This window comes from Staphylococcus piscifermentans, from assembly GCF_900186985.1.
In the GTDB taxonomy this organism is placed as follows: Bacteria; Bacillota; Bacilli; order Staphylococcales; family Staphylococcaceae; genus Staphylococcus; species Staphylococcus piscifermentans.
Map to the genome: position 1 here is coordinate 1,906,368 of NZ_LT906447.1, position 24,063 is coordinate 1,930,430.

Annotated in this window: 22 protein-coding genes; 6 read left to right on the forward strand and 16 right to left on the reverse strand. The window is 37.1% G+C overall.

The features are described from left to right. Positions 1 to 125: 125 nt before the first annotated feature. Complete coding sequence (locus tag CKV71_RS08865; RefSeq protein ID WP_095105932.1) at positions 126 to 587, reverse strand: DUF420 domain-containing protein; 462 nt, start codon at positions 585 to 587, stop codon at positions 126 to 128. A 25-nt stretch (positions 588 to 612) separates the two neighbouring features. Next, positions 613 to 1,524: a heme o synthase gene (gene cyoE, locus CKV71_RS08870; RefSeq protein WP_095105933.1), complete on the reverse strand. Its 912-nt coding sequence runs from the start codon at positions 1,522 to 1,524 to the stop codon at positions 613 to 615. Positions 1,525 to 1,795: 271 nt separating this feature from the next. On the opposite strand from cyoE, the gene CKV71_RS08875 reads away from it, so the two are divergent. Then, on the forward strand, positions 1,796 to 2,722 hold the full coding sequence (locus CKV71_RS08875; protein WP_095105934.1) for a COX15/CtaA family protein: 927 nt from the start codon (positions 1,796 to 1,798) through the stop codon (positions 2,720 to 2,722). Between the two features lie 352 nt (positions 2,723 to 3,074). Here CKV71_RS08875 and CKV71_RS08880 read toward each other — a convergent pair whose 3' ends face one another. The 3 genes from CKV71_RS08880 to CKV71_RS08890 all read right to left on the reverse strand — a co-directional run bounded on the left by CKV71_RS08880 (position 3,075) and on the right by CKV71_RS08890 (position 8,683). After that, positions 3,075 to 6,524: a pyruvate carboxylase gene (locus CKV71_RS08880; RefSeq protein ID WP_095105935.1), complete on the reverse strand. Its 3,450-nt coding sequence runs from the start codon at positions 6,522 to 6,524 to the stop codon at positions 3,075 to 3,077. 420 nt (positions 6,525 to 6,944) lie between these two features. Next, positions 6,945 to 8,165, reverse strand: coding sequence for a cell division peptidoglycan polymerase FtsW (gene ftsW, locus CKV71_RS08885; RefSeq protein WP_095105936.1), 1,221 nt, complete (start codon positions 8,163 to 8,165; stop codon positions 6,945 to 6,947). A 242-nt stretch (positions 8,166 to 8,407) separates the two neighbouring features. Next, positions 8,408 to 8,683 carry an Fpa/YlaN family protein gene (locus tag CKV71_RS08890; RefSeq protein ID WP_095105937.1) on the reverse strand — a complete coding sequence of 92 codons (276 nt, stop codon included), beginning with the start codon at positions 8,681 to 8,683 and terminating at the stop codon, positions 8,408 to 8,410. A gap of 136 nt (positions 8,684 to 8,819) precedes the next feature. Between CKV71_RS08890 and CKV71_RS08895 the strand changes: the two genes are divergently transcribed. Together CKV71_RS08895 and CKV71_RS08900 are read left to right on the forward strand one after the other, a co-directional pair. Then, positions 8,820 to 9,302, forward strand: coding sequence for a hypothetical protein (locus CKV71_RS08895; protein ID WP_095105939.1), 483 nt, complete (start codon positions 8,820 to 8,822; stop codon positions 9,300 to 9,302). A 1-nt stretch (position 9,303) separates the two neighbouring features. After that, positions 9,304 to 9,492, forward strand: coding sequence for a DUF2197 domain-containing protein (locus tag CKV71_RS08900; RefSeq protein ID WP_095105945.1), 189 nt, complete (start codon positions 9,304 to 9,306; stop codon positions 9,490 to 9,492). A 488-nt stretch (positions 9,493 to 9,980) separates the two neighbouring features. On the opposite strand, the gene typA is transcribed toward CKV71_RS08900, so the two are convergent. Continuing rightward, positions 9,981 to 11,828: a translational GTPase TypA gene (typA, locus tag CKV71_RS08905; protein ID WP_095105952.1), complete on the reverse strand. Its 1,848-nt coding sequence runs from the start codon at positions 11,826 to 11,828 to the stop codon at positions 9,981 to 9,983. A 94-nt stretch (positions 11,829 to 11,922) separates the two neighbouring features. Between typA and CKV71_RS08910 the strand changes: the two genes are divergently transcribed. Then, on the forward strand, positions 11,923 to 12,114 hold the full coding sequence (locus CKV71_RS08910) for a DUF5325 family protein (RefSeq protein ID WP_095105954.1): 192 nt from the start codon (positions 11,923 to 11,925) through the stop codon (positions 12,112 to 12,114). Positions 12,115 to 12,276: 162 nt separating this feature from the next. Here the strand turns inward: CKV71_RS08910 and CKV71_RS08915 are convergent, their stop codons facing one another. Then, a complete protein-coding gene (locus CKV71_RS08915) occupies positions 12,277 to 13,098 on the reverse strand; it encodes an inositol monophosphatase family protein (protein WP_095105956.1) in 822 nt (273 codons plus the stop codon). 119 nt (positions 13,099 to 13,217) lie between these two features. Here CKV71_RS08915 and CKV71_RS08920 point away from each other — a divergent pair, with 119 nt between their 5' ends. Then, positions 13,218 to 13,829, forward strand: coding sequence for a DUF1054 domain-containing protein (locus CKV71_RS08920; RefSeq protein WP_095105958.1), 612 nt, complete (start codon positions 13,218 to 13,220; stop codon positions 13,827 to 13,829). Positions 13,830 to 14,030: 201 nt separating this feature from the next. Continuing rightward, positions 14,031 to 15,374: an Nramp family divalent metal transporter gene (locus tag CKV71_RS08925; RefSeq protein ID WP_095105961.1), complete on the forward strand. Its 1,344-nt coding sequence runs from the start codon at positions 14,031 to 14,033 to the stop codon at positions 15,372 to 15,374. Between the two features lie 54 nt (positions 15,375 to 15,428). Here the strand turns inward: CKV71_RS08925 and CKV71_RS08930 are convergent, their stop codons facing one another. The 9 genes from CKV71_RS08930 to lpdA form a co-directional block, all read right to left on the reverse strand. Next, entirely contained in the window at positions 15,429 to 16,229 is an 801-nt protein-coding gene (locus tag CKV71_RS08930) for a DUF4064 domain-containing protein (protein ID WP_095105964.1), read from the reverse strand. Positions 16,230 to 16,478: 249 nt separating this feature from the next. Next, on the reverse strand, positions 16,479 to 17,639 hold the full coding sequence (auxB, locus tag CKV71_RS08935) for a lipoteichoic acid stability factor AuxB (RefSeq protein WP_095105966.1): 1,161 nt from the start codon (positions 17,637 to 17,639) through the stop codon (positions 16,479 to 16,481). A 36-nt stretch (positions 17,640 to 17,675) separates the two neighbouring features. Then, complete coding sequence (locus tag CKV71_RS08940) at positions 17,676 to 18,749, reverse strand: ABC transporter substrate-binding protein (RefSeq protein ID WP_095105969.1); 1,074 nt, start codon at positions 18,747 to 18,749, stop codon at positions 17,676 to 17,678. Further along, positions 18,746 to 19,558: an ABC transporter permease gene (locus CKV71_RS08945; RefSeq protein WP_095105970.1), complete on the reverse strand. Its 813-nt coding sequence runs from the start codon at positions 19,556 to 19,558 to the stop codon at positions 18,746 to 18,748. The genes CKV71_RS08940 and CKV71_RS08945 overlap by 4 nt, the downstream gene beginning before the upstream one ends. Beyond that, positions 19,555 to 20,361 (reverse strand): ABC transporter permease, encoded by an 807-nt coding sequence (locus CKV71_RS08950; protein ID WP_095105971.1) that lies wholly within the window; start codon positions 20,359 to 20,361, stop codon positions 19,555 to 19,557. The genes CKV71_RS08945 and CKV71_RS08950 overlap by 4 nt, the downstream gene beginning before the upstream one ends. After that, a complete protein-coding gene (locus CKV71_RS08955; protein ID WP_095105972.1) occupies positions 20,354 to 21,448 on the reverse strand; it encodes an ABC transporter ATP-binding protein in 1,095 nt (364 codons plus the stop codon). The genes CKV71_RS08950 and CKV71_RS08955 overlap by 8 nt, the downstream gene beginning before the upstream one ends. Before the next feature lie 15 nt (positions 21,449 to 21,463). Next, positions 21,464 to 22,003, reverse strand: coding sequence for a helix-turn-helix domain-containing protein (locus CKV71_RS08960; RefSeq protein ID WP_095105973.1), 540 nt, complete (start codon positions 22,001 to 22,003; stop codon positions 21,464 to 21,466). A gap of 240 nt (positions 22,004 to 22,243) precedes the next feature. Beyond that, complete coding sequence (locus CKV71_RS08965) at positions 22,244 to 22,522, reverse strand: UPF0223 family protein (protein ID WP_095105974.1); 279 nt, start codon at positions 22,520 to 22,522, stop codon at positions 22,244 to 22,246. A gap of 133 nt (positions 22,523 to 22,655) precedes the next feature. Beyond that, entirely contained in the window at positions 22,656 to 24,062 is a 1,407-nt protein-coding gene (gene lpdA, locus CKV71_RS08970; protein ID WP_095105976.1) for a dihydrolipoyl dehydrogenase, read from the reverse strand. Between the last annotated feature and the right edge of the window lies 1 nt (position 24,063).

A 24,063-nucleotide genomic window follows, 5' to 3' on the forward strand; every position in this document is an offset into this window, starting at 1 on the left:
CACCTCAATGTTAAGTATTCTTATTGTACATGTTTATATTAACAACTCGCAAGGAATGTCTTTTAATCATAGTCATAAATAAAAATCGACTAACAACACAGAGTCATCAGTCGATTACTAAGCTACTAAAAACCGAAAGTCGCTTTAAATAATGAAGTTGTTTCTCCACCTGGATACATAACATATAACAATATGTAGACGATGATACCAGTGAAGGCTGTACAGAACCATACAACTGCAGCAATCGGTCCCATTTTTCTATGGATGTTAAATTTGTCTTTAAATGCTGTAATAATTTGGTTCAAACCAAGCAAACCACCGACTGTTGACAAAATAATATGGAAAACTAAGAAGAAAGTATATGGTCCTTTCAACCAGGCAGGTCCGCCGAATGCAGTATTTCCAATGAAGAAAGTTCTGCTTGCATAAATAATGAAGAAAGTCAGTGCGAAAAATGCAGCGGCTAACATTACTTTTTTATGCGCTTCAATATTGCCTTTTCTAATTAAATACCAGCCAATGGCTACCAATACAGCACAAATTTGAATACAACTTGTACTAATAGTAGGTAATATAGGTAGGCTCATTCATCTCATCCTATCTCAAATTTATTTAAATCATATTGATTAAAGAAATTACTACAACTAATGCAAAGAATAACACTAAATAATTCAGTGAGTAAACAAACATTAAAGTAGCCCATTTCATATGATCAGATTTCTTTTTATAACTTGTAAATCCAAGATAAATCCAACCTAAGTTCAATAATGTCGCCAATCCGATAAATACTGGACCTAAATCACTTAATAAGAATGGTAATGGCAATAATAAAACTAACCATACAAACATACCGATTCTTGTACGATTAAATCCTTTAACTGATGGCAGCATTGGAATATTCGCAGCTGAATATTCATCTTGGCGTTTAATCGCTAATGCATAGAAATGGATCGGTTGCCAACAGAAAATGACTAAGAATAATGCAATTGCTGTCATACTTAACTGTCCCTCGATTGCTGTCCAGCCGATTAACGGCGGTACTGCTCCAGGAAACGCTCCAATTACAGTATTCCAAGTTGTGTGTCGTTTAGACCAGATTGAGTAAAACGATACATAACCGATCATCCCCATTAAACCGATAACGCCTGATGGTATGTTGAGAATAAATAGAGCAATTTCTCCGATAACCATCATGCCGAAACTTAAAATCAATAAATTTTTATTTGAAATTCTGTCATTAACTGTGGGTCTTCCCTGTTTACTAGGCATAATGCGGTCAATATCTTGGTCATAATAGTTATTGAGTGCACATGCGCCCCCCATGATGAGTGTAGATCCGATCAGCATTAACAAAATTTGCGGTATAGATGATAGGAAGGAATGATTCGCCAATACAATTGCAAGCCATGAACCCGCAAATGCAGGAATCAGGTTACCTTGGACGAGTCCCATTTTTATAATCGTCTTTAATTCTTTGAAGGTAACGCGCCCAGAAGTTTGCGACAAAGTGTGTCCTTTATCCATAATGCCCCTCCTTAAAATATTCATATAATACTATGATAAAGCAAAAGGTAACTATTGACTAGATTAAATGAGACAAATTTGTGACACTTTATCGACATTACAAATCGTCATTTTTGTGACACAAATTCAAAGTGTCAGCTATTAAAATCTATGACAATTATTGATATAATGTTTATAAATCTTTACAATTTATTTGAATGACAACACAGGCTGGGGCATCTTTACTATGCCCTGCCTTTAATTATGTTAATAATCAGTGGGGTGTTTAAAATTGTTTAAAAAGCGTAACCTTAAATGGTTATCAATTTTAGCAACGATTATTATGGCATGGGTACAATTAGGGGGCGCGTTAGTTACAAAAACGGGCTCGGCAAACGGTTGCGGGTCTTCATGGCCTTTATGTCATGGTGCACTTTTACCGCAGAACTTGCCTATAGATACTATAATCGAACTCAGTCACAGAGCAACTTCTGCATTGTCTTTAATCGTTGTATTATGGTTGGTAATTACAGCATGGAAGAACATCGGGTATATTAAAGAAGTTAAACCATTAAGTATTATCAGCGTAGGTTTCTTGCTGATTCAAGCACTTGTTGGTGCAGCTGCAGTATTATGGCAGCAAAATGATTATGTACTTGCTTTGCATTTCGGTATTTCACTTATCAGCTTCTCTTCAGTCTTTGTCTTAACATTAATTATCTTTGATGTTGACCAAAAATATGAAGCTAACAAAGTTCATATCGACCGCAAATTACGTATTTATACATGGACAATGGCAATTTGTCTTTATGTCGGAATTTATACTGGCGCTTTAGTACGTCACACTAAATCTTCTATGGCATACGGTTCTTGGCCGTTACCATTTGCTGATTTAATTCCGCATACAGAACAAGACTGGGTACAACTTGCACACAGAACTTTAGCTTTGATTGCAAGTATCAGTGTATTCTTAGCCTTTAATTATGCAATCAAGCATTATCAAAATAACCGTACTATCCGTTATGGATATACAGCCGCTTTATTATTGATTATCTTGCAAATCATTACAGGTGCCTTATCCATCTTCACACACGTTAATCTTTTAATCGCGTTATTGCACGCCTTGATTATTACGTTTGAATTCGGCCTCATCGCCTACTTCATCTTGCTGATGTTGCGTACGAAGCGGGTAGAAAAAGCTAAAAATAATGCCTATTAAAAAAATTAACTCTGGGAGCGGGACATTATATGGTCTCGCTTCCTATTTTTTGAAGTGGCAGTAGCTATCTGAATAGAAAATGCGCTTGTTCCAAGCTTTTTCTATTCTAGCTAGCCTTGCCGGGACGGGAAGACGAAATAATTTTAATCAAAAATTATTTCTGTCCCGCTCCCAGAGTTTTTTGTCTGATTGCTTACTATCCCCTATTAAATATCTTGAACGTCAAAAAGGACTAGAAAGAAGCCAAGCTATCTTTCTAGTCCTTTTGTTTCGCAATCTAATATGAAGTTATTTTCAAATATCCAGAGCAAGGTCTGAGACAAAATAATGTTTCAGATCATGTTTGCTATAATTATTCATCTTTTTCCAATTCTACTAATAAATCTCCAGTTTGAATACCTTCACCATCTGTCACCGTCACTTTTTTCACTGTTCCAGCAAATGGCGCTTGTACTGTTGTTTCCATCTTCATTGCTTCAGTAATCAATAATGCTTGACCCGCATCTACATGATCACCCACAGCCACTTTCACTTCAGATACCGTACCAGGCATTTGGGCTCCAATATGATTTGGGTTAGATTTGTCTGCTTTAGGTTTGACAGTCGCATCCGTTTTCACATTTTCATCTTGAATTTTAATTTGACGCGTTTGACCATTCATAATAAAGAAGATAGTTCTGATACCTTTATCATCCGGCTCAGTAATCGCTTCTAAGGTAATAATCAAAGTTTTACCTTTATCAATTTCAACCTCTACTGTTTCTCCAACATTCATACCAAAGAAGAAAGTTGGCGTATCCAATAATGAGATATTACCGAATTGTTCTTTAGTATTGATATATTGTTCATATACTTTCGGATAAATTGCATAACTGATTAAATCTTGGTCAGTAACAGGTTTTTCTTGTTTAGCTTGCAATTCTTCACGTAAGGCTTCGAAATCAATCGCTTGTAAATATTCTCCAGGACGTTCAGTTAATGGCTCTTGACCTTTCAGAACGACTTTTTGCAACTCTTTGTTGAAGCCGCTTGTCGGTTGGCCGATTTCGCCTTTAAAGAAAGAAACAACTGATTCTGGGAAGTCGAGTTTGTAACCATCTTTAATGACATCTTCTTCATTCAAATCATTTTGTACCATATATAAGGCCATGTCGCCGACAACTTTAGATGAAGGTGTTACTTTGACAATATCACCAAATAAGAAGTTCACACGACGATACATATCTTTCACTTCGTGGAAACGATTACCCAGTCCTAAGCTTTTCGCTTGTTGGTTCAAGTTAGAATATTGACCGCCAGGCATTTCATATTGATAGATTTCTGTGTTCGGTGATTTGAAATCACTTTCAAAGTCGCTGTAGTAATGACGGACAGTATCCCAGTATTGGCCTAATCGTTCTAAGCCTTCAATATTAGTACGCGCATCTCTGCCGAAACCGTTCAATGCATAGTATAAAGAGTTGGCACTTGGCTGACTTGTTAATCCGCTCATAGAAGATACCGCTGTGTCAATCACATCTACACCTGCATCAGCAGCTTGTTTATATACTAAAATACCATTACCGCTTGTATCATGCGTATGCAAATGGATTGGCAAGTTAATCGCCGCTTTCAATTCACCGACTAATTCAAAGGCTGCTTTCGGTTTCAATAAACCAGCCATGTCTTTAATCGCTAAAATATGGAAACCTTCTCTTTCCAGTTCTTTTGCTAAGTTGACATAGTACTCCAATGTAAAGATGTTAGAGCGTGCCGGATCTAAAATATCACCTGTATAACAAATTGTACCTTCAGAAATTTTGCCCGCTTCTTGCACCGCTTCATTCGCAACTTTCATTTGATCCAACCAGTTCAATGAATCGAAAATACGGAAGACATCGATACCTGCTTCAGCACTTTCCTTCACAAATTTCTTAATCACATTATCCGGATAATTTTTATAACCTACTGCATTAGAAGCACGCAGCAGCATTTGGAACAATACATTCGGAATCGCAGTACGTAATTTTTCTAATCTTTCCCAAGGGTTTTCTTTTAAGAAATTATAAGCAACATCAAACGTTGCCCCGCCCCACATTTCAAGTGAGAAAGCATCCTGCAGAATTTCAGCCGTTTCAGAAGCAATCGCTAGAATATCATTCGTACGCACACGCGTCGCAAGCAATGATTGGTGTGCGTCACGGAAAGTAGTATCTGTAATCAACACATCATCTTGCTTCAACAACCAATCCGCTACCGCTTTCGGACCTTGTTCATCTAATAATTGTTTCGTACCTCGTAATTGGTTAATTTCAGCTTGCGGAATTTGTTTAATATGCGGACGTTCAAAATCCGGTTTAGGACGTTTTTCTACATTCGGGAAGCCGTTTATCGTAACATTTCCGATATATTCTAGCGTCTTAGTTCCACGGTCTTGTGTCGCTTGAATATTAAACAATTCAGGTGTTTCTTCGATAAATTTAGTTGTATAATCGCCTTCTTGGAATTGTTTATTACGAATCACATTAATTAAGAATGGAATATTAGTTTTCACGCCACGAATACGCATTTCGCGCAATGAACGATCCATCTTTTCAATCGTTTGTTTGAAAGTCATCGCGTACGTCGATAATTTCACTAATAACGAATCATAATAAGGTGAGATTTCCGCTCCTTGGAAACCGTCTCCGGCATCCAAACGTACACCGAAACCGCCACTAGAACGATAAGCAATGATGTGACCAGTATCCGGCATGAAATCATTTTCCGGATCTTCTGTAGTAATACGACATTGAATTGCATAGCCCAATGTTTGAATATCCTCTTGGCGAGGCATCCCGATTTCTTCGCCAAATAAACTTTCACCATCTGCGACGAGAATTTGCGTTTTCACAATATCAATACCTGTAATCATTTCAGTAATCGTATGTTCAACTTGGACACGTGGATTGACTTCAATGAAATAGAAATCATCGCCAGAAACCAAGAATTCAACAGTTCCGGCATTCACATAACCTACATTATTCATCAATTGTAAAGCCGCTTCGCAGATACGTTCGCGCAAGCCTTCGTCCAATCCAACAGATGGTGCCACTTCGACTACCTTTTGATGACGACGTTGAACCGAACAATCACGTTCATACAAGTGGACAATATGGCCTTCAGAATCACCCATGATCTGCACTTCAATATGCTTCGGCTCATTAATATATTTTTCAATATACACTTCACTATTGCCGAAAGACTTTTCAGCTTCAGATTTCGCACGAGAAAATGCTTCTTCCAGCTCATCTTCACTATTCACAATACGCATACCTTTACCGCCGCCGCCACTTGTGGCTTTAATCATCAACGGATAACCCGCCTCTTTCGCAAAGTCCGCTGCCTTATGATAATCCTCGATAGGGCCATCTGTACCCGGAATTACCGGTAATCCCGCTTCAATCGCAGTTGCACGCGCCTTGACCTTGTCTCCGAACATATCCAAATGCTTCAATTCAGGTCCGACAAAGATAATACCTTCTTCCGCACAACGACGTGCAAACGTTTCATTTTCACTTAAGAAACCATAACCAGGATGAATCGCATCCACACCAGCATTCTTCGCCACTTGAATAATACGTTCAATATTCAAATAACTATCTGCTGGCCCTAAATCTTCACCGACCAAATAAGATTCATCCGCCTTGTTTCTATGTAATGAACCCTTGTCCTCATTCGAATAAATCGCTACCGTTTTAATATTCAACTCAGTTGCCGCACGGAAAATACGAATCGCAATTTCACCACGGTTAGCAACCATTAACTTATTAATCTTCTTCAATGACACTTACCCCCATCTGAATTATTAGAATTTTCAAAACCCTTAATGTGCACAAAATCCTTGAAACACGAACATTCAAGTTCAACTTCAACCTCTTACTGCTGAAAAAGAAACCCTTTGAAATCCCTTTTTCAATTAAAATATCCCCCTGTTCAAGTTACATTTATAGTAATAATTCTACTTTAGTAGATGTATTAAACAGTATACCCCTATTATATCACATAACCTTATCAACCATAATAATTATTATTTATATGTTTCTTCAACACTAATCATGTTTACTTAATTTGAAAGCCTTAACATTTTTGAGGTAACTTTTTAAAATGTTTGTATTTTGTTAATTAATTTTATATAAAGGTTTACATTCGACACAAAAAACAGGGGTTGGAACAATGTTTTGTCCCAACCCCCAAAAGCGTTTTAATATTTTCTTGGTATATCAACATGTTGCTGCTTTGCTCGTTTCTTATCCAACTTAATTTGTTTAGCCGTAATTAAGAGCAGTCCTAAAGCGATACTTAATGCAATCATGGAAGAGCCCCCGAAACTGATAAACGGTAATGGCACACCTGTTAAAGGAATAAGTGCTGAAATACCACCCAAGTTGACGAACGTTTGACTTCCAATATAGCTCGCAATACCGACACAAACTAACTTATAGAAATAGGAAGTCGTTTGAGATGCTAACCGGAATGCACGATACACAATAAAGAACAATAGCCCTAGTACTAGCATTCCGCCGACTAATCCTAATTCCTCACAAATCACTGCGAAGATAAAGTCAGTATGCGGTTCAGGTAAGTAACCTAGTTTCAGCACACTGTTGCCCAATCCTTTACCGAATAATCCTCCGTTACCAATAGCCATAAGCGAGTTCGCGACGTGGTAACCTGTTCCAGATTCGTATTTAAAAGGATTCGTTACAATACTGAAACGCGCTACTAAGTATGGAGGCAGTAAGCCTAGTAATGCAGCACCACCAAATATGACGATGCCTAAAATAAAAATACCTATGCCATATTTCAATACTTGTTTTACCCAAATACCTGCATAAAACAAAATTGAAAAGAAGATGATTAAAATCAACATCGTTTGACCAACGTCTTTTTGTAAAAATACTAATCCTACACAAAGGAGAATAAATATAATCGGTCCTCTAATCAACTTAGAATTCGTAAATACTTGAGGCCGCTTCTTATTAATCATATAAGGCAAATATAAAATAATAGCAATTTTTAATAATTCAGAAGCTTGCAGGTTCATGAAGCCGAGGTTGATCCAACTTTTAGACCCGTTGATATCTTTCCCTATCAAGAGCGTCGCAAATAACAATATAAAGATAATGAACATCATACCTTGTTGTACTTTTTTCTGCTGCAAGAATTTAACGTTCATGAAAAATGCCATAAAGAAGACTATGATAAAGCTCATAATGACATACATTAACTGTCTTGTGTAAAAATAAGTGCCTGATACAGGTATGCCGCCGGTCAGTGTACCTTTTGTCGCAGCAACCATACTGGCACTGTAAACCATAATTAAACCGATTAAACAAAGCGTTATGTAAGTAATGACAAGCGGATAATCGATAAATTTCGAGTATTTTGCCACATGTCGAAAGATTGCTTTTAAATTATTCATTTTAGTTAATCATCCAATTCTAATATTTGAAAGTACTCCAAACATTCTCCTCAATCCGTTATAAATACACTTTACTATAATGTAAAGTTGAATTTACAATCTCTCTTTATAGAACCATAAATTTACAAAATGATGCAAGTAATTCCTATTTAGATTGATAAGAAAAATCGGCTGCATCCAATCTTAAATCGATGGATAAACAGCCGATGAAAATGTCTTATCTGGTGCTGATATGTTAAAAATTAAACATTTGTGAATGCTTCATGAAGTTTAGACAATTCTTTTTCAAGACGCAACATAATTTCTTTGCCCATTTCAATATCAATAAGGCCTAAATTAGCTGCAAAGTCTACTTCCTTTTGCAATCCGAACATTTGTGTATCTAAAACTTCTTCGTATAATGGACATTGCGGCAATGTAAGATTATCCATCTGTACTTTAATTAATTGTAGGATGCGGTCTGCATCTTTATTTAATTGGTCATATGCCGCATTATTTATACTCTTCGTTTTAGCCATGACATACTCCCCCTATCATTTGTTGTCATATTAAAAATTTTAGCCTACTCGATACTAAATTGCAAGTAAATTTCAATTCACTTTATCCAATCTATGTTATTATATACTCAGATATAATAAAGGGGAGCGCATAATAATGATACAAATTAAGGGTAACGTTAAATTTCCAATCACTTTAGATAGTACGACTTGGATTTTTGATGATCGCAAAGTCAAAATTGAAGACTTGGAAAATGGTGTTTTCGAAGGGACAAAACCGATTGAATTCCAAAACAATCGTGCTTGGAATCGTGCCATTTTAGAAGGTCAAACTAACCCGCCAACGTTAAACTCAGAAACAAAATATAAGAAACGCGCCATGATTGAAGATACATTTGTTATCAACATGACACCTTTCTTTAAAAATGCTGAGCCGAGCGATAATGCTACTGCAATCCGTTTATCAAACGATGAAGATTCTATTGAAATTCCAATCAGCTTATTACCATATCTATTCTTTAAATTTGCTGATCATGGTAAACGCTTATACGATGACAATGGCGTTGATAGTTTCATTTACATACCTGAAGAAGGTTACTCACATGAATTCAAACATGTGATTTATATTGAGGTGGTATAATTTGAAAAAAGTACAGTGTATCATCTGTGATACCGAAGTACTCATTGACGAAAATACTTTGGAGGCTAAACAGCTGAAAAATAATCCGATGCGCACGTTTATGTGCGGCGAATGCAAAAGCCGTTTAGATGTTCCAAAGCAACGTAATAATTTCTACCAAGAAAATAACGAATTTCATTTTAATGAATAGAAAAAATATCGAAGACTTGCTGGTCTTCGATATTTTTTTGTCTTTATAGGGGAATATGGAGCGGATGGTTATAAGTTGGTGTGGGAAAAAGAAGATAGAGGGAGGATATTGGACACGAAGTTGACAGATAGTACTGATTCTAGACACTAGTATCCGAGAAGTGTCTAGAAAACCTACTATTCTAGACACTAGTTCCGCAGAAATGTCTAGATTACACAAAAATTCTGAAGAAACAGTATCTCATCTGCCCAAAAAAGCAAAATTCTATCCTCGCCTCAACCGCTAATTCCGACAACCTTCCTCATCAACTGCCCCCTTCTCACCCGCATACTCCGCCAACCTTCCTATTCAACCGATTTCACTTTATACCCCGCCCGCATCCACATCACCCTTTCTCTCTACTCTCCACCAAAATAAAAAACACGCCGGGAAGTTAGTATTCAATCTAACTTCCCGGCGTGCATCGCTATCTAATAATATCTATTTTATTATTCGTCTTCTTGCATCATTTGTTTTACACGTTTTGCTTCTTTTTCACGTTGTGCTTTATTTAAGATTTTCTTTCTCAAACGAATATTTTCAGGTGTTACTTCTAATAATTCGTCATCATCAATAAATTCTAACGCTTCTTCTAAAGTCAAAATACGTGGGCGTTTCATTGTTTCAGTTTGGTCTTTTGTTGCTGAACGCACGTTGGTTTGGTTTTTAGTTTTAGTGATATTAACTGTTAAGTCGTTATCACGGTTGTTTTCCCCAACAATCATACCTTCGTATACTTCAGTACCAGGTTCCATAAAGTTTGTACCGCGATCTTCGAGACCGATAATAGCATAAGCACTTGCTTTACCTTGGTCCATTGATACTAGCACACCGTTACGACGGCCGCCGATACGCCCTTTAACACGTGGACGGAATTCTTCGAAAGTATGGTTGATAATACCATAACCGCTTGTCATAGACATGAATTCAGTTGTGTAACCGATTAAACCACGTGCTGGTACCATAAAGATTAAACGTGTTAAGCCATTGTCAGTTGTGACCATGTCTAACATTTCACCTTTACGTTGACCTAATGATTCAATAACTGCACCAGCATTTTCTTGTGGCACTTCACATTGTACGCGTTCAAACGGTTCGCATAATTTACCATCGATTTCTTTTAAGATAACTTGAGGTTTAGAAACTTGCAATTCATATCCTTCACGACGCATGTTCTCGATTAAGATAGATAAATGCAATTCACCACGGCCAGCTACTGTCCAAGCATCTGGTGAATCTGTAGGTGTTACCTTCAATGATACGTCTGTTTCAAGTTGTTGATCTAAACGATCTTGAATTTGACGTGCAGTGACATATTGACCTTCACGACCAGCGAATGGTGAGTTGTTAACACGGAAAGTCATTTCTAATGTTGGTTCATCAATACGCAATACTGGTAATGCTTCTTGGTGGTCGTGCGGTGTAACCGTTTCACCAACGTTGATATCTTCCATACCAGATACTGCAATTAAGTCGCCTGCGTGTGCTTCTTCAATTTCTTCACGTTTCAATCCGAAGAAACCGAATAATTTAGTGACACGGAAGTTTTTAACGCTGCCGTCAAGTTTCAATAATGATACTTGGTCGCCGACTTTAATTGTTCCTCTGAATACACGACCGATACCGATACGTCCTAAGTAGTCATTGTAGTCTAATAATGCAACTTGGAATTGTAATGGTTCGTCTCTATTGTCTTTTGGTGCTGGAATTTCTTCAAGAATTGTTTCATATAATGATTGCATGTTGTCATCTTGAGTTTCAGGGTCCAAGCTTGCTGTACCGTTTACCGCTGAAGCATAAACAACTGGGAATTCTAATTGTTCATCGTTTGCTTCTAATTCGATAAATAAGTCTAATACTTCGTCTACAACCGCTTCAGGACGCGCTGAAGGTTTATCGATTTTATTTACAACCACAACAGGTTTTAAGTTTTGTTCTAAGGCTTTTTTCAACACGAAACGTGTTTGAGGCATTGTACCTTCGTAGGCATCAACAACTAATACAACACCGTCTACCATTTTCATAATACGTTCAACTTCGCCACCGAAGTCAGCGTGTCCTGGTGTATCTAAGATATTAATTCTAGTGCCTTTATAATCAACCGCAGTATTTTTTGCTAAAATTGTAATACCACGTTCTCTTTCTAAATCATTTGAATCCATTGCACGTTCGTCAACGTGTTCATTCTCACGGAAAATACCAGATTGTTTTAATAATTCATCTACCAAAGTTGTTTTACCATGGTCAACGTGAGCGATAATAGCAATATTACGAACGTCATTTCTTAAATTTGTCATACTAAATTTCCTTTCTTGAGTAAATTCCCACTTCAATTTGCAACTTTTTTATTATATCATATTATTGAGCAAAGAATAATAAGGTGGGGTTTGAATGCAGAAAAAAAAATCACATGCGATTTTTTGGGTATACACAGTTCTAGCAGTTCTGTTCCTTTTACTGTTCAGTTTCAGTATCGGAGCTAAGAGCTTACCATTCGCGATTATTACATTTGTAATCATGGTTGGTATCTTCGGCGCAGGATTTGCTACGAAAAAGAAATACCGAGAAAATGGCTGGCTATAAGCGAATTGACATATTTGTAACAAAGGTATCCATTTATTGCAGTACCCTGCATAATGGAGATTACTCATAAATTTCAGTCAAAAGAAAAAGGTTGGGTTCATGCCATGCAGCAGATGAGCAGCTTAATGCTCATTTGCTTATGCATACATGGTCCCGACCTTTTTATTGTTTGTATCTTGCGTGCAGTGCTTCTAAGGTTTCTTTTTCAGAAAGCATATGCTTATTCAAAATCTCTTCATGCACTGCTTGGTTGCCTACTAAAACGGAATGAGGTTGTGTCAGTTCTAAGGGTTTGCCTAATAAATCTGAACCGACGCCGCCTACTTCATTTAAAATAATCAAACCGCCTGCAAAATCCCAAGGCTGTAATCTTGGTGTCATATATGCAGCGAGTTTGCCTCGCGCGACATTCACGATTTCTAAAGCTGCTGAACCGTAAGCCCGTGCGCTTCTCGCATCATCTACTACCTTTTTGAATATAACACCTATTTGCGGCTTTGTTAACCAGTTTGGATTAATTCCAATTAAACTTTTCTTCAATTCGCTGCCTGCAATCGGTTTCAACGGATGTTCATTCACAAATGCACCCTCGCCGGCTTTAGCATGATACAATTTGTCGTTCATCACGTCATAGACAAATCCTGCATAAGGTTTGCCGTCGTTATAAATACCGATGGAAATGGCAAAATTTTCTTGCTGATGCACAAAGTTCAATGTACCATCAATCGGATCAATCACCCATACGACTCCTTCAGGTTTCAATTCAGACATCGGCTTGCCATGTCCTTCTTCCCCTATCACCTGCGCATCTGGATAATTCTCCATGATATTATTGTAAATAAAATCCTCCGTTGCTTTATCAACATTGGTTACTAAATCATTCGGATTAGATTTTGTTTCAATATCTATTTCTTCTTGCATCATTTTTCGTATATTATTGCCCGCTTCAATCACGAGCCCTTTTGCGTAATCATATACTGCCATGTCGAACACCCCTTCATTGTTATTATAACGCTCTCTATACTGTAGGAAATTGCATCTGCTCTGTTTGTCTATCCAAATTATGCTACAATATTTTCAATACAACAAACAGGAGGCAAATGATGTCTAAATTTACTTTTACTCAACAAAACTTTAAAGTCTTTGAAGTTCCAGGTTTAGAAGGACGTATGGCTGCCATTGAATCAGAAATTCAACCTAAACTCGCAGCCCTTGGTGATTACTTCACTGATTTCTTGAATACCCACACGCCTGATGAGTTCTATGCACATATTGCAAAACATGCTCGCCGTACAGTTAATCCGCCTAAAGATACCTGGGTGGCCTTTTCAACTAATAAACGCGGTTATAAAATGCTGCCTCACTTCCAAATCGGTCTCTACGAAGATCAAGTCTTTGTCATGTTCGGTGTCATGCATGAAGCTAAAAATAAAAATCACTACATTGAAGTCTTTGACAAGCACTTTGATGAGATTGAAAACTTGCCGGAGGATTACCGGATTTGTACGGACCACGTAAAAATGGAAAAACCATTGATTAAAGACCTTACTACTGATGAGTTGCATGAAGCATTACATCGCGCTCATCAATTGAAAAAAGGCGAATTTTTCATTGCACGTACATTATCCCCTAAAGCACCAGAACTTAAAACTGATAAAGCCTTTAAAAGTTATTTAGAAGATACTTTTGAGCAATTACTTAAGTTTTACTCATAATAGCATACTCTAAAACTTATAACTACACTCAGGATTATTTCCACGCCTTTTCTGTTTTAACAGATGAGGTGTTTTTTCTATAAAAAATTTGTGTCGTTCTACGCTAAAAAAGCGTTCACATTAAATTTTTAGGTTGACCTAACTTTATTTTTACTTTATTATTGAACAATATTAGAAGTATTAGAAGCGGAGGTGACCTTCTTGAGTAAAAAGCAGGTCAAATATGACACTGACAGTTTAAATGAAGTCAATAATTCTGTCAGTTTTAACTCCAGCAGCAGTATCAAACAGAAATTCTTGTCTTTCTTAGGACCTGGATTACTGGTCGCTGTTGGCTATATGGATCCAGGTAACTGGATTACATCTATGCAAGGCGGTGCGAAATACGGATATATTCTGCTGTTTATTATCCTTGTCTCCAGTTTGTCTGCCATGCTCTTACAAAGTATGACTGTCAGATTAGGAATCGCATCAGGCTATGATTTAGCACAAGTTACGAAACATTACTTGAACAAACCTTTAGGCTATATATTCTGGATTATAGCTGAACTCGCAATTATCGCAACCGATGTTGCCGAAGTAATCGGGAGCGCGATTGCACTTGACCTATTATTCGGAATTCCTTTAATCGTCGGGGCTATCATAACCGTGTTAGATGTATTTATCTTATTGTTCATTATGAAATTCGGTTTTAGAAAGATTGAAGCGATTGTTGGAACATTAATATTTACAGTCTTAGCTATCTTTATCTTTGAAGTCTATATTGCTTCTCCGGATGTAACACGTATCTTAAACGGCTTTATCCCTAGCAGCAAGATTATTACGGAACACGGTGCGCTATATATTGCTTTAGGTATCGTAGGCGCGACAATTATGCCGCATAACTTATACTTGCACTCTTCTATCGTGCAATCACGTACTTATGACCGTAAAGATGAAGATTCTAAAGCACAAGCTATTAAATTTGCAACAATTGACTCTAACATTCAATTGAGTATTGCATTCATTATTAACTGTTTATTGCTGATATTAGGAGCCGCTTTATTCTATGGCGGCAATTCAGAAAGTCTTGGCGGATTCTATGACTTATACCACGCCTTGAAGACACAACCGTTATTAGGCGCTTCTCTAGGCGGTTTGATGAGCACCTTATTTGCTGTAGCACTACTAGCATCAGGTCAAAACTCAACGATTACGGGTACCTTAGCTGGACAAATCGTGATGGAAGGCTTTATCAATTTAAAAATACCGAATTGGTTGAATCGTTTAATCACACGTGGGATTGCTATCATTCCTGTCATCGTCTGCCTCATTATCTTTAACGGTAACGAAGCGATGATGGAACAATTGCTGGTCTTCTCACAAGTATTTTTAAGTATTGCCTTGCCGTTCTCATTGATTCCTTTACAACTTGCTACTAACAACTCAGATTTAATGGGTCGTTTTAAAAACAAATTATGGATTAATATTGTTTCTTGGATTTTAATTGGTGTGCTCAGTATTTTGAACATCCATTTAATTATTCAAACTTTCCAAGAGCTTTAAACACAACATAAAGGCCTCGCATCCTTACCGGAGCGAGGCTTTTATGTTGCTCTTTTATTTCTTATCATCTAAATCGTGACGGCTTGGTCGTTCGTCATTATTTCGGCGACGTTGACTTGTTAAGTCATTGTTGCTGATATCATCTTTGTTGTCTTCATAGAAAGTTTCTTCGTCTTTTTCGACAAATTCATTTCCTTTTTTATCATAACCACGTTCCTCAGTATAAATACGTTCTTCTTTAGGATTGTGATTATTTTCTTGATGCTGGTTATTTTCATGTTCGTGTTTTTTGCCGCCTAAAACACCACTTTCGCGTCTTTCTCTTTCTTTACGATTGTGTGCAGCATGTTCTGCTTCTGAATAATGTTCAGGGTCTTCTAAGTTTGGATCTACTTTACCTTTTTTATGCAATTCATCTAAATCGTCATCTTTGCTTGTTGTAGCATCAAAGTAACCGTGTTTTCTATCGTATTCTTGATTTTCTCTATGCTTCTTCTGACTTCTTCTTACAAATAACATAATGCCTGCAATGAAGAATAAGATTGAAGCGATGAAGTTAGATAAGAATACGCCGATTACTGCAGCAATAACGAGTAAAACACCGCCTAAAATACGGTTTTTCTTACTTAAAACAATACCTATTGCTGCGATGATGGCAACTACAATTAATGATACCGCTTCAAAAATCATTGAGTGTTGCAAGTATGAGGCAGACATACTTGAATCGCCTTGTTTTAATAATAATTTAGATATTGCGCCTTTCCCCATGGCTAAACCTATGAGAAACAATAAGGTATATAGTAGGGTTAAGCCTACACCAATCCAACCTATCACTCTCTCTAATTTTCTATTCATGGATTTACCCTCCTGATTAGGCAAGATCGAGGTTGCATTTTTATTTGTTGTTCGCTAACCTCAGCCGTTATTTTAAGGCCATTTGAACTGGTCTTATAATCGTTAATACCCTGTCAAATAAGGTTTATGCATGCATAGTTTCATATTACAACTAATTATTATATAAATTACATTTGAATTCATTACTTTGTCGAAAATAAAAAATAACGGTTAAATCTACATATTAATATAGACCTAACCGTTACTTATTTATTTATCTTCTTTTGCGTCATCTGTTGGTGTTTCAGTATTATCTGTTGTTTTATCCTCTGGCTTTTCCGGCTCAGGATGTTCAGATTTTTGCTGACTGAAGGAACGACGCTCTTCAAAATTCATACGACGTTGGTTCACTGCACTCGGACGTTGCTTACGGAGTTCTTTCGCACGTTTTTTACGTTCTTTCTTTTCACGCTTACGTGCTGCTTTCTCTTCAGGTGTTTCACCTTTACGTGGTTCATTGACACGATTTTGTATTTCTTCCTCAGATTCGTTGTTGCCTTCTATTTCATCAATGCGTGCTTGTTCACGTTCATAAGCGTCCATCTCTTGTTCTTCTTTTACTTCGTCTGCAGATTTTTGTTTATATTTAGCTTGTCGTGATAAGAACTGTGGTTCTTCTTCATAATCAGCTTGCGGATTCTGTTCATCTTGATAGCGACCATCCGCTTCAGCACCTCGTTCTTTTTCAGGACGGTATACGCGAGTATCATCCTCTTCTTCTGCAAGTTCTCTATCACGTTTTTCATATGCAGGTTCATGACGGGGACGACGATTGCTCTCATCTTCATAATCATCTTCGTAACGTCCTCTGCCTCTATCGTATTCAGGACGATTGTAATAATCATCTCGTCCATAATCGTAATCACGGTCATAAGGACCATAGCTGCCTGGATAATAAGGCACTGATTCAACACGATCTTTACGGGCAAACATCATAATTGCTACGATAAAGAAAAGAATAGGTATAATGACAGTCGCAAGCAATAACACAAGCGGTAAAGTAATAATTGATGCAATTAAAAACAGAATACCAGACAGCACTCGAATATTCATCGAAATAAGTGCTAAGAATGAAATTAATAAACAAACAATTAAATACACTATCACTGCCCATATTCCATTTTGCAGCCAAATGACAAATTGAGTGGTATTCAACCCGTTATTCGTCAATACTTGTTGCGCAAATTCATTATTGGTCAATGTTTGTTCTAACTTTTGGATGGAGGTATCATTGCTGAATGACACCAGCGCAATAAACATTGTGGCTACCGTAAGCAGCAGCAAACCAATCCAGTTCAGCCACCCCAGTACTTTTTCTGCCACTCTGCTCACTGGCCGTTTAATTTGTGTGTATTGTGGTTCTCCAGACATCACTAACACTCCCTATTACATTTTACTTATCTATTTTTATTGTAACGTCATTTTAAAATTCAAAAAATGTTCGTTATAATCACTTAGAATATCTTTACCCAAATCTTTATATACTTCAAGCCTATTTTGAGTATCTTTCGTCGGATAAAATCGATGGTCGTTGCGAATTTCAGCCGGCAACATTTGTGCAGCTGCTTTATTCGGTGTTGCATATCCGACCCATTCTGTATTTTGTTTACTATTTTTGGCATCTAACAAGAAATTAATAAATTGGTAGGCACCTTCTTTATTTTGAGCGGTTTTAGGAATTACCATATTATCAAACCATAAATTCGAGCCTTCCTTAGGCACGACGTAATTAAACTCAGGATGTTCTTGAACGATAGGTGCAGCAGCACCGCTCCAAACGACTGCGATATTTGCTTCATGCTGTTCTAACATCATAGTGACTTCATCGCCTACTACCCCTTTAACTTGAGGTGCCAGATGACTCAGATCATTCTCAGCTTGCTGCAAATGTTTCGGATTCGCATCGTTCAAACTATAACCTAATTTATTTAAGCTCATGCCCATAATTTCTCGAGCACCGTCCACTAATATAATATCATTTTTAAACTTAGGATTATATAAACTCTGCCAACTTGTAAAATCTTCTTTCGGATAAGCTGCTTTATTATAAATAATCCCTACCGTTCCGAAAAAGTAAGGAATAGAATAGCGATTGTGCGGATCATATGACATATTCATATAATCACTATCCAAATTTTTCATATTCGGCAACTTACGATGATTTAAAGGTAATAATAAGTGATCCTTTTTCATCTTCTGAACCGTATACTCGCTTGGAAACGCCACATCATAATGTGTGCCGCCGTTACGAATTTTAGCTTCCATCGCTTCATTGGAATCAAAGGTTTCATATACGACTTTGATTCCGGTTTCTTTTTCAAATTTCTTAATCAAATCAGGGTCGATATATTCTCCCCAGTTATAAACATATATCTTCTTACCAGTCTTCTGATTATCCTCAGCACTATACCATTTGCTTAAACCTAAAAATAAAAGTCCGAGTACTAATGCGCCGATAATCAACTGAACCATTTTTTTCATCGCATCAAGCCTCGTTTCACAGATTGTCTTTTTTTAGTAGTATGCTGAATTAGGTAATAACCTGCAATTCCGATAACGATGACTGCAAAAATTAATGTCGAAATCGCATTGATTTCCATACTGATACCTTTACGCGCCATAGCATAGACTTCTACTGACAATACGCTGAATCCATTGCCTGTCACAAAGAAACTCACTGTAAAATCATCTAATGAATAAGTCAGCGCCATGAAAAATCCTGCAAGGACGGCCGGCATCAAATTAGGCAGCATCACACGATTCAGTATCTGCCATTCACTTGCACCTAAATCTCGCGCTGCATCAAACATATGCTGATTCATATCATAGAGTTGCGGCAAGATAAGAATAACCACAATTGGAATGCAAAACGCAATATGAGAAGTGAGCACTGTCCAAAATCCTAGTCCTAAACCTGTAAAATGGCCGATTGCTGTAAACATAATCAAAAATGAAGCACCAATAACCACATCTGAAGAAACGAGCAATACATTATTTAATGTTAAAAATGTTAAGCGCAATTTCTTTTGTCGCAAATGATATAAAGCAATCGCACCAAACGTGCCTACTACTGTCGATACAGCCGCTGCAAGTAAAGCTACAGCAATCGTATTAAAGAGGATCGACATTAAACGGTCATCTTGGAAAAGCGTCTGATAATGTTCTAAGGTAAAATGTTCAAAATGTATCATATTGCCTGCTGAATTAAATGAATAGACCATCAGAAAAATAATTGGGATATATAATCCGATAATTAATGCACCAAGATATAATTTACCATACCATTTCATGAGCGTCTGCCTCCTTCATTGCCTGACTTGGTAATGATTAACACCAAAGCCATAAAGACAATCAACGCAATAGCGATGGTCGACCCCATTCCATAGTTTTGAATAACTAAAAATTGTTCTTCGATTGAAGTACCGATGTTCATCACTTTATTGCCGGCAATTAAACGTGTAATCATAAAGAGCGATAAAGCTGGAATAAACGTCACTTGTATCCCAGATAAGACGCCCTCTTTCGTCAACGGCAAAATAATTTTTCTGAAAGTCGTCCATTTGCCTGCTCCTAAATCACTAGAAGCTTGTAATAAATTCTTTGGAATTGTTTTCATGCTATTGAAAATCGGCAGTATCATGAAAGGAATATAAATATAACTGGCTACAATAATAAAAGCGGGTGCTGTAAACAGCAAATCTGCTTTCGGAAGATGCAACCAACCTAGAATTTGATTGATAATTCCATCATGACTGAAAATCCCGATAAATGCATACGTCTTGAGGAGTAAATTAATCCATGTCGGGATAATCAAAATAAGAATCCATAAATTTTGATGAATGGAATAACTAATGAAGTAGGCTGCAGGATAACTGATAACTAAAGTGACCAAAGTAATAATCGCCGCATACAAAATCGAGTAAGCCATCATCTTAAAATAACGGAACGAAAAGATTTGTTCATAATTCGTAAAACTGAAATGTCCATGAATATCTATGAAAGAAAAATAAATGAGTAAAATCACAGGTATAATAATAAATCCGATCATCCAAAGAATATAAGGTATAAACAACCACTTATTTAATTTACTCATTCTCGACTTCCTCATAACTTTCGATACGTTTGTCAAATTCTTCTTCAGTTTCTCCTGGCACCATGATATGAATCGCTTCCGGTTCAAAATATAAACCTACAGTACTGCCTACCTCAGCTTTCTTAGTCGTTTGAATCATCCATTCATATCCTTCTTGGTCCATACAGTTGATTTCATAATGCACACCTCTGAAAAGCAATGCATCTACCTTAGCTTGGAATAATCCTTCACTCGGCGGTGTAATCGTAATATCTTCTGGCCGTATCACTACTTCGATTTTTTGACCTGAAGGGATACCCATATCTACACATGCTATGTCTTTATCATAAATATTCACTAAGTAATCTTCGACCATAGTTCCTTCAATAATATTAGATTCGCCAATAAAGTCGGCGACAAACCGGTTTACAGGTTCATCATAGATATCTAAAGGCGTTCCGAATTGTTGAATCTTCCCATCTTTCAATACCACAATATAATCACTTAAAGCTAAAGCTTCTTCTTGGTCATGAGTGACAAATATAAAAGTAATGCCTAAACGTGATTGCAAAGCACGTAATTCATATTGCATTTCCGTACGCAATTTTAAGTCTAACGCTGACAAGGATTCATCTAATAATAAGATTTCCGGCTCATTGACAATGGCACGTGCAATGGCGACTCTTTGTTTCTGACCGCCGCTCATTTCTTCAATGCTGCGATGCTCATAGCCTTCTAACTTAACGAGTTTCAGAGCTTCTCTCACCTTTTCTTGAATCTCTGAATCTTTCTTTTTCTTCAGTTTCAAACCAAAAGCAACATTATCATAGACGTTCAGGTGCGGAAAGAGGGCATAATCTTGGAAGACGGTATTCACGGTACGTTTGTTGGCGGGAATATTATTGATTGTCTTCCCTTGGTAAATAATGGATCCTGCGTCAGCTTGTTCGAAGCCTGCGATTAATTTCAGGATGGTTGTTTTCCCGCAGCCGGACGGGCCTAACAGTGTATAAAAATGGCCGGGCTCGAAATCTAAATCGATATTATTTAATACTTGTTGGCCGTCAAATTGTTTGCTGACTGTTTTCAGTGATAGTAAAGGTGTCATCTTTGTCTTTTCCTCCTATAAATATGACGCAGTCGCAACAATCATTGCCTTTGCGTATCTTTGTGTAGTATTCGAGAGTTGGTGATTGCTTTCTGCTTTGAAATATAGTGCATCCCCTTCTCTTGCTGTATAAACTTCCTCGCCTAAATTCAAGGTCAATACACCTTCAAGACAGTAAATGAAGGTGTCTGACTCTGATGGTTTGAAGGTTTTGTAGTTGGTATGTGGGCGCAGTGTAATAATCAACGGTTCCATCTCAAATTCGTTAGAGCGATTAATCGGCCAATTTAATATGTAACCTTCATCGTACTCGTCGTAAATTGCTTGTTCTGCTTTTGGATATAATATTTTTTCTTTGGGCTTCTCTTTGAAAAATACTTCTGGAGAGGTGCCGAGCACTTCTAATAAATGTAAAAAGGTTTCCATACTGGGAGAGGATTGTCCGCTTTCAATTTGGGAAATATAACCTTTCGATAAATCGGTGCGTTCCGCCAATTCTTCTTGTGTTAAATTTTTTATTTTACGTAAGTTACGCAGTTTCTGACCAATATTCAAACTGTTCACCTATATCTTTCTATTTCAACTTAAATTTTTAAGTCTGTATGATTCGATTTGTTTAGTATTACCAAACTTTTTGTTTATCTATACTATTATACTTTGCCGAATATTATTTTGTAAATAGGTGTTTGGTAACCTTTTCATCTTATTTTTTGGAGAAAAAAAGCCAGAGCTAGAACAAATTATTGTCCTAGCTCATGGCTGTTATAAAAGGCTTTTTAAGATTATTGGCGACTATTATTCTGCATTTGCACTGAAATATTTTTCATTAGGATTATCTTTCACTAATTTCACTACTTTATAGCTGTTATAACCGCTGCTTTTTTCAAATTCAGCAAAGATATTTTTTTCGTCTGCTTTACCTGGTACTACTTTTTTAAAATCGCTATAAGCGTTTTTAAGAGCAGAACCTTCTACTTTTCTTTCGTAGTAATCTTCAACTTTATTAAAGAAATTGATAACTGCAAGCATTTCATCTTGGGACCAATCAACATCTATCGGGTATTGGTATTCCATTCTATAGTCCTCCTTCTATTATGTCGATTTCCATAGTATTATACCACGTGATTTACTATTCGAAAGGCGGAAAAACCGCCGAGCCATGGCTCGACGGTTTCTAAATATATGCTTAATCTAATGTTGGGTATTATTACATAGTGTGGATTGGTAATCCGATTGCTTTTTCAGCAGCTTCCATGCTCATTTCACCTAAAGTTGGGTGAGCATGTACTGTTAATGCGATATCTTCAGCATTCATACCAGATTCGATTGCTAAACCTAATTCAGAGATAAGATCAGACGCACCAGTACCTACAACTTGTGCACCGATTAAAGTACCATCTTCTTTAAGTGTTAACAATTTAACAAATCCAGTAGTATCATCTAATGATAAAGCACGGCCGTTAGCAGCGTAAGGGAATTTAGAAGCTTTATAATCCAAGCCTTCTTCTTTAGCTTGTGCTTCATTATAACCTACTGTTGCTAATTCTGGTTCAGTGAAACATACAGCTGGCATACCGATATAGTCTACTGCAGATTTTTCACCTGAGATAGCTTCAGCAGCAACTTTACCTTCATAGCTTGCTTTATGTGCAAGTGGTAAACCAGGAACGATGTCACCGATTGCAAAGATATTTTTAACTGATGTACGGCTTTGATCGTCAACTTCTAATAATCCGCGGTCTGCAAATTTGATGCCGACTTCTTCAAGACCCATTTCATCAGTATTCGGACGGCGTCCAACAGTAACTAATACATAATCAGCTTCGATTGATTTTTCTTCGCCTTTAGCTTCGTAAGTTACTTTAACGCCATCTGCAGTTTCTTCAGCAGATTTAGCCATTGCTTCAGTAACAATTTCAATACCTTTTTCTTTCATTTTTTTCTTAACTGGTTGAGTCATTTGTTTTTCGAAGCCGCCTAAGATATCTTTAGCACCTTCTAAAATTGTAACTTCTGTACCGAAGTTCGCAAATGCTGTGCCCAATTCAGAACCAATGTAACCGCCGCCTACTACGACTAATTTTTTAGGAGCTTCTTGTAAGTTTAAAGCACCTGTTGAGTCGATAACACGTTCGCCAAATTTGAAATTAGGAATTTCAATTGGTCTAGAACCTGTAGCAATGATTGCATTTTTGAAGTTGTAAGTTTGTGCACTTTTTTCATCCATAACGCGTAAGCTGTTGCTGTCGTGGAAGTAAGCTTCACCTTTAACAATTTCAACTTTGTTTCCTTTTAATAATCCTTCAACGCCGCCTGTTAATTTGTTAACAACAGATTTTTTGAAGTCTTGTACTTTGTCGAATTTAAGCTCAACATCTTTAGCGATAATACCTAAGTTATCTGAATGTTGTGCTTCTTGGAATACGTGTGAAACGTGCAATAATGCTTTAGATGGGATACATCCTACGTTAAGACATACACCGCCTAATTCGCCTTTCTCAACGATGGTAACTTTTTGTCCTAATTGTGCTGCGCGAATTGCTGCAACATAACCCCCTGGACCTGCTCCGATTACAATAGTATCTGTTTCAATTGGAAAATCACCAACTACCATG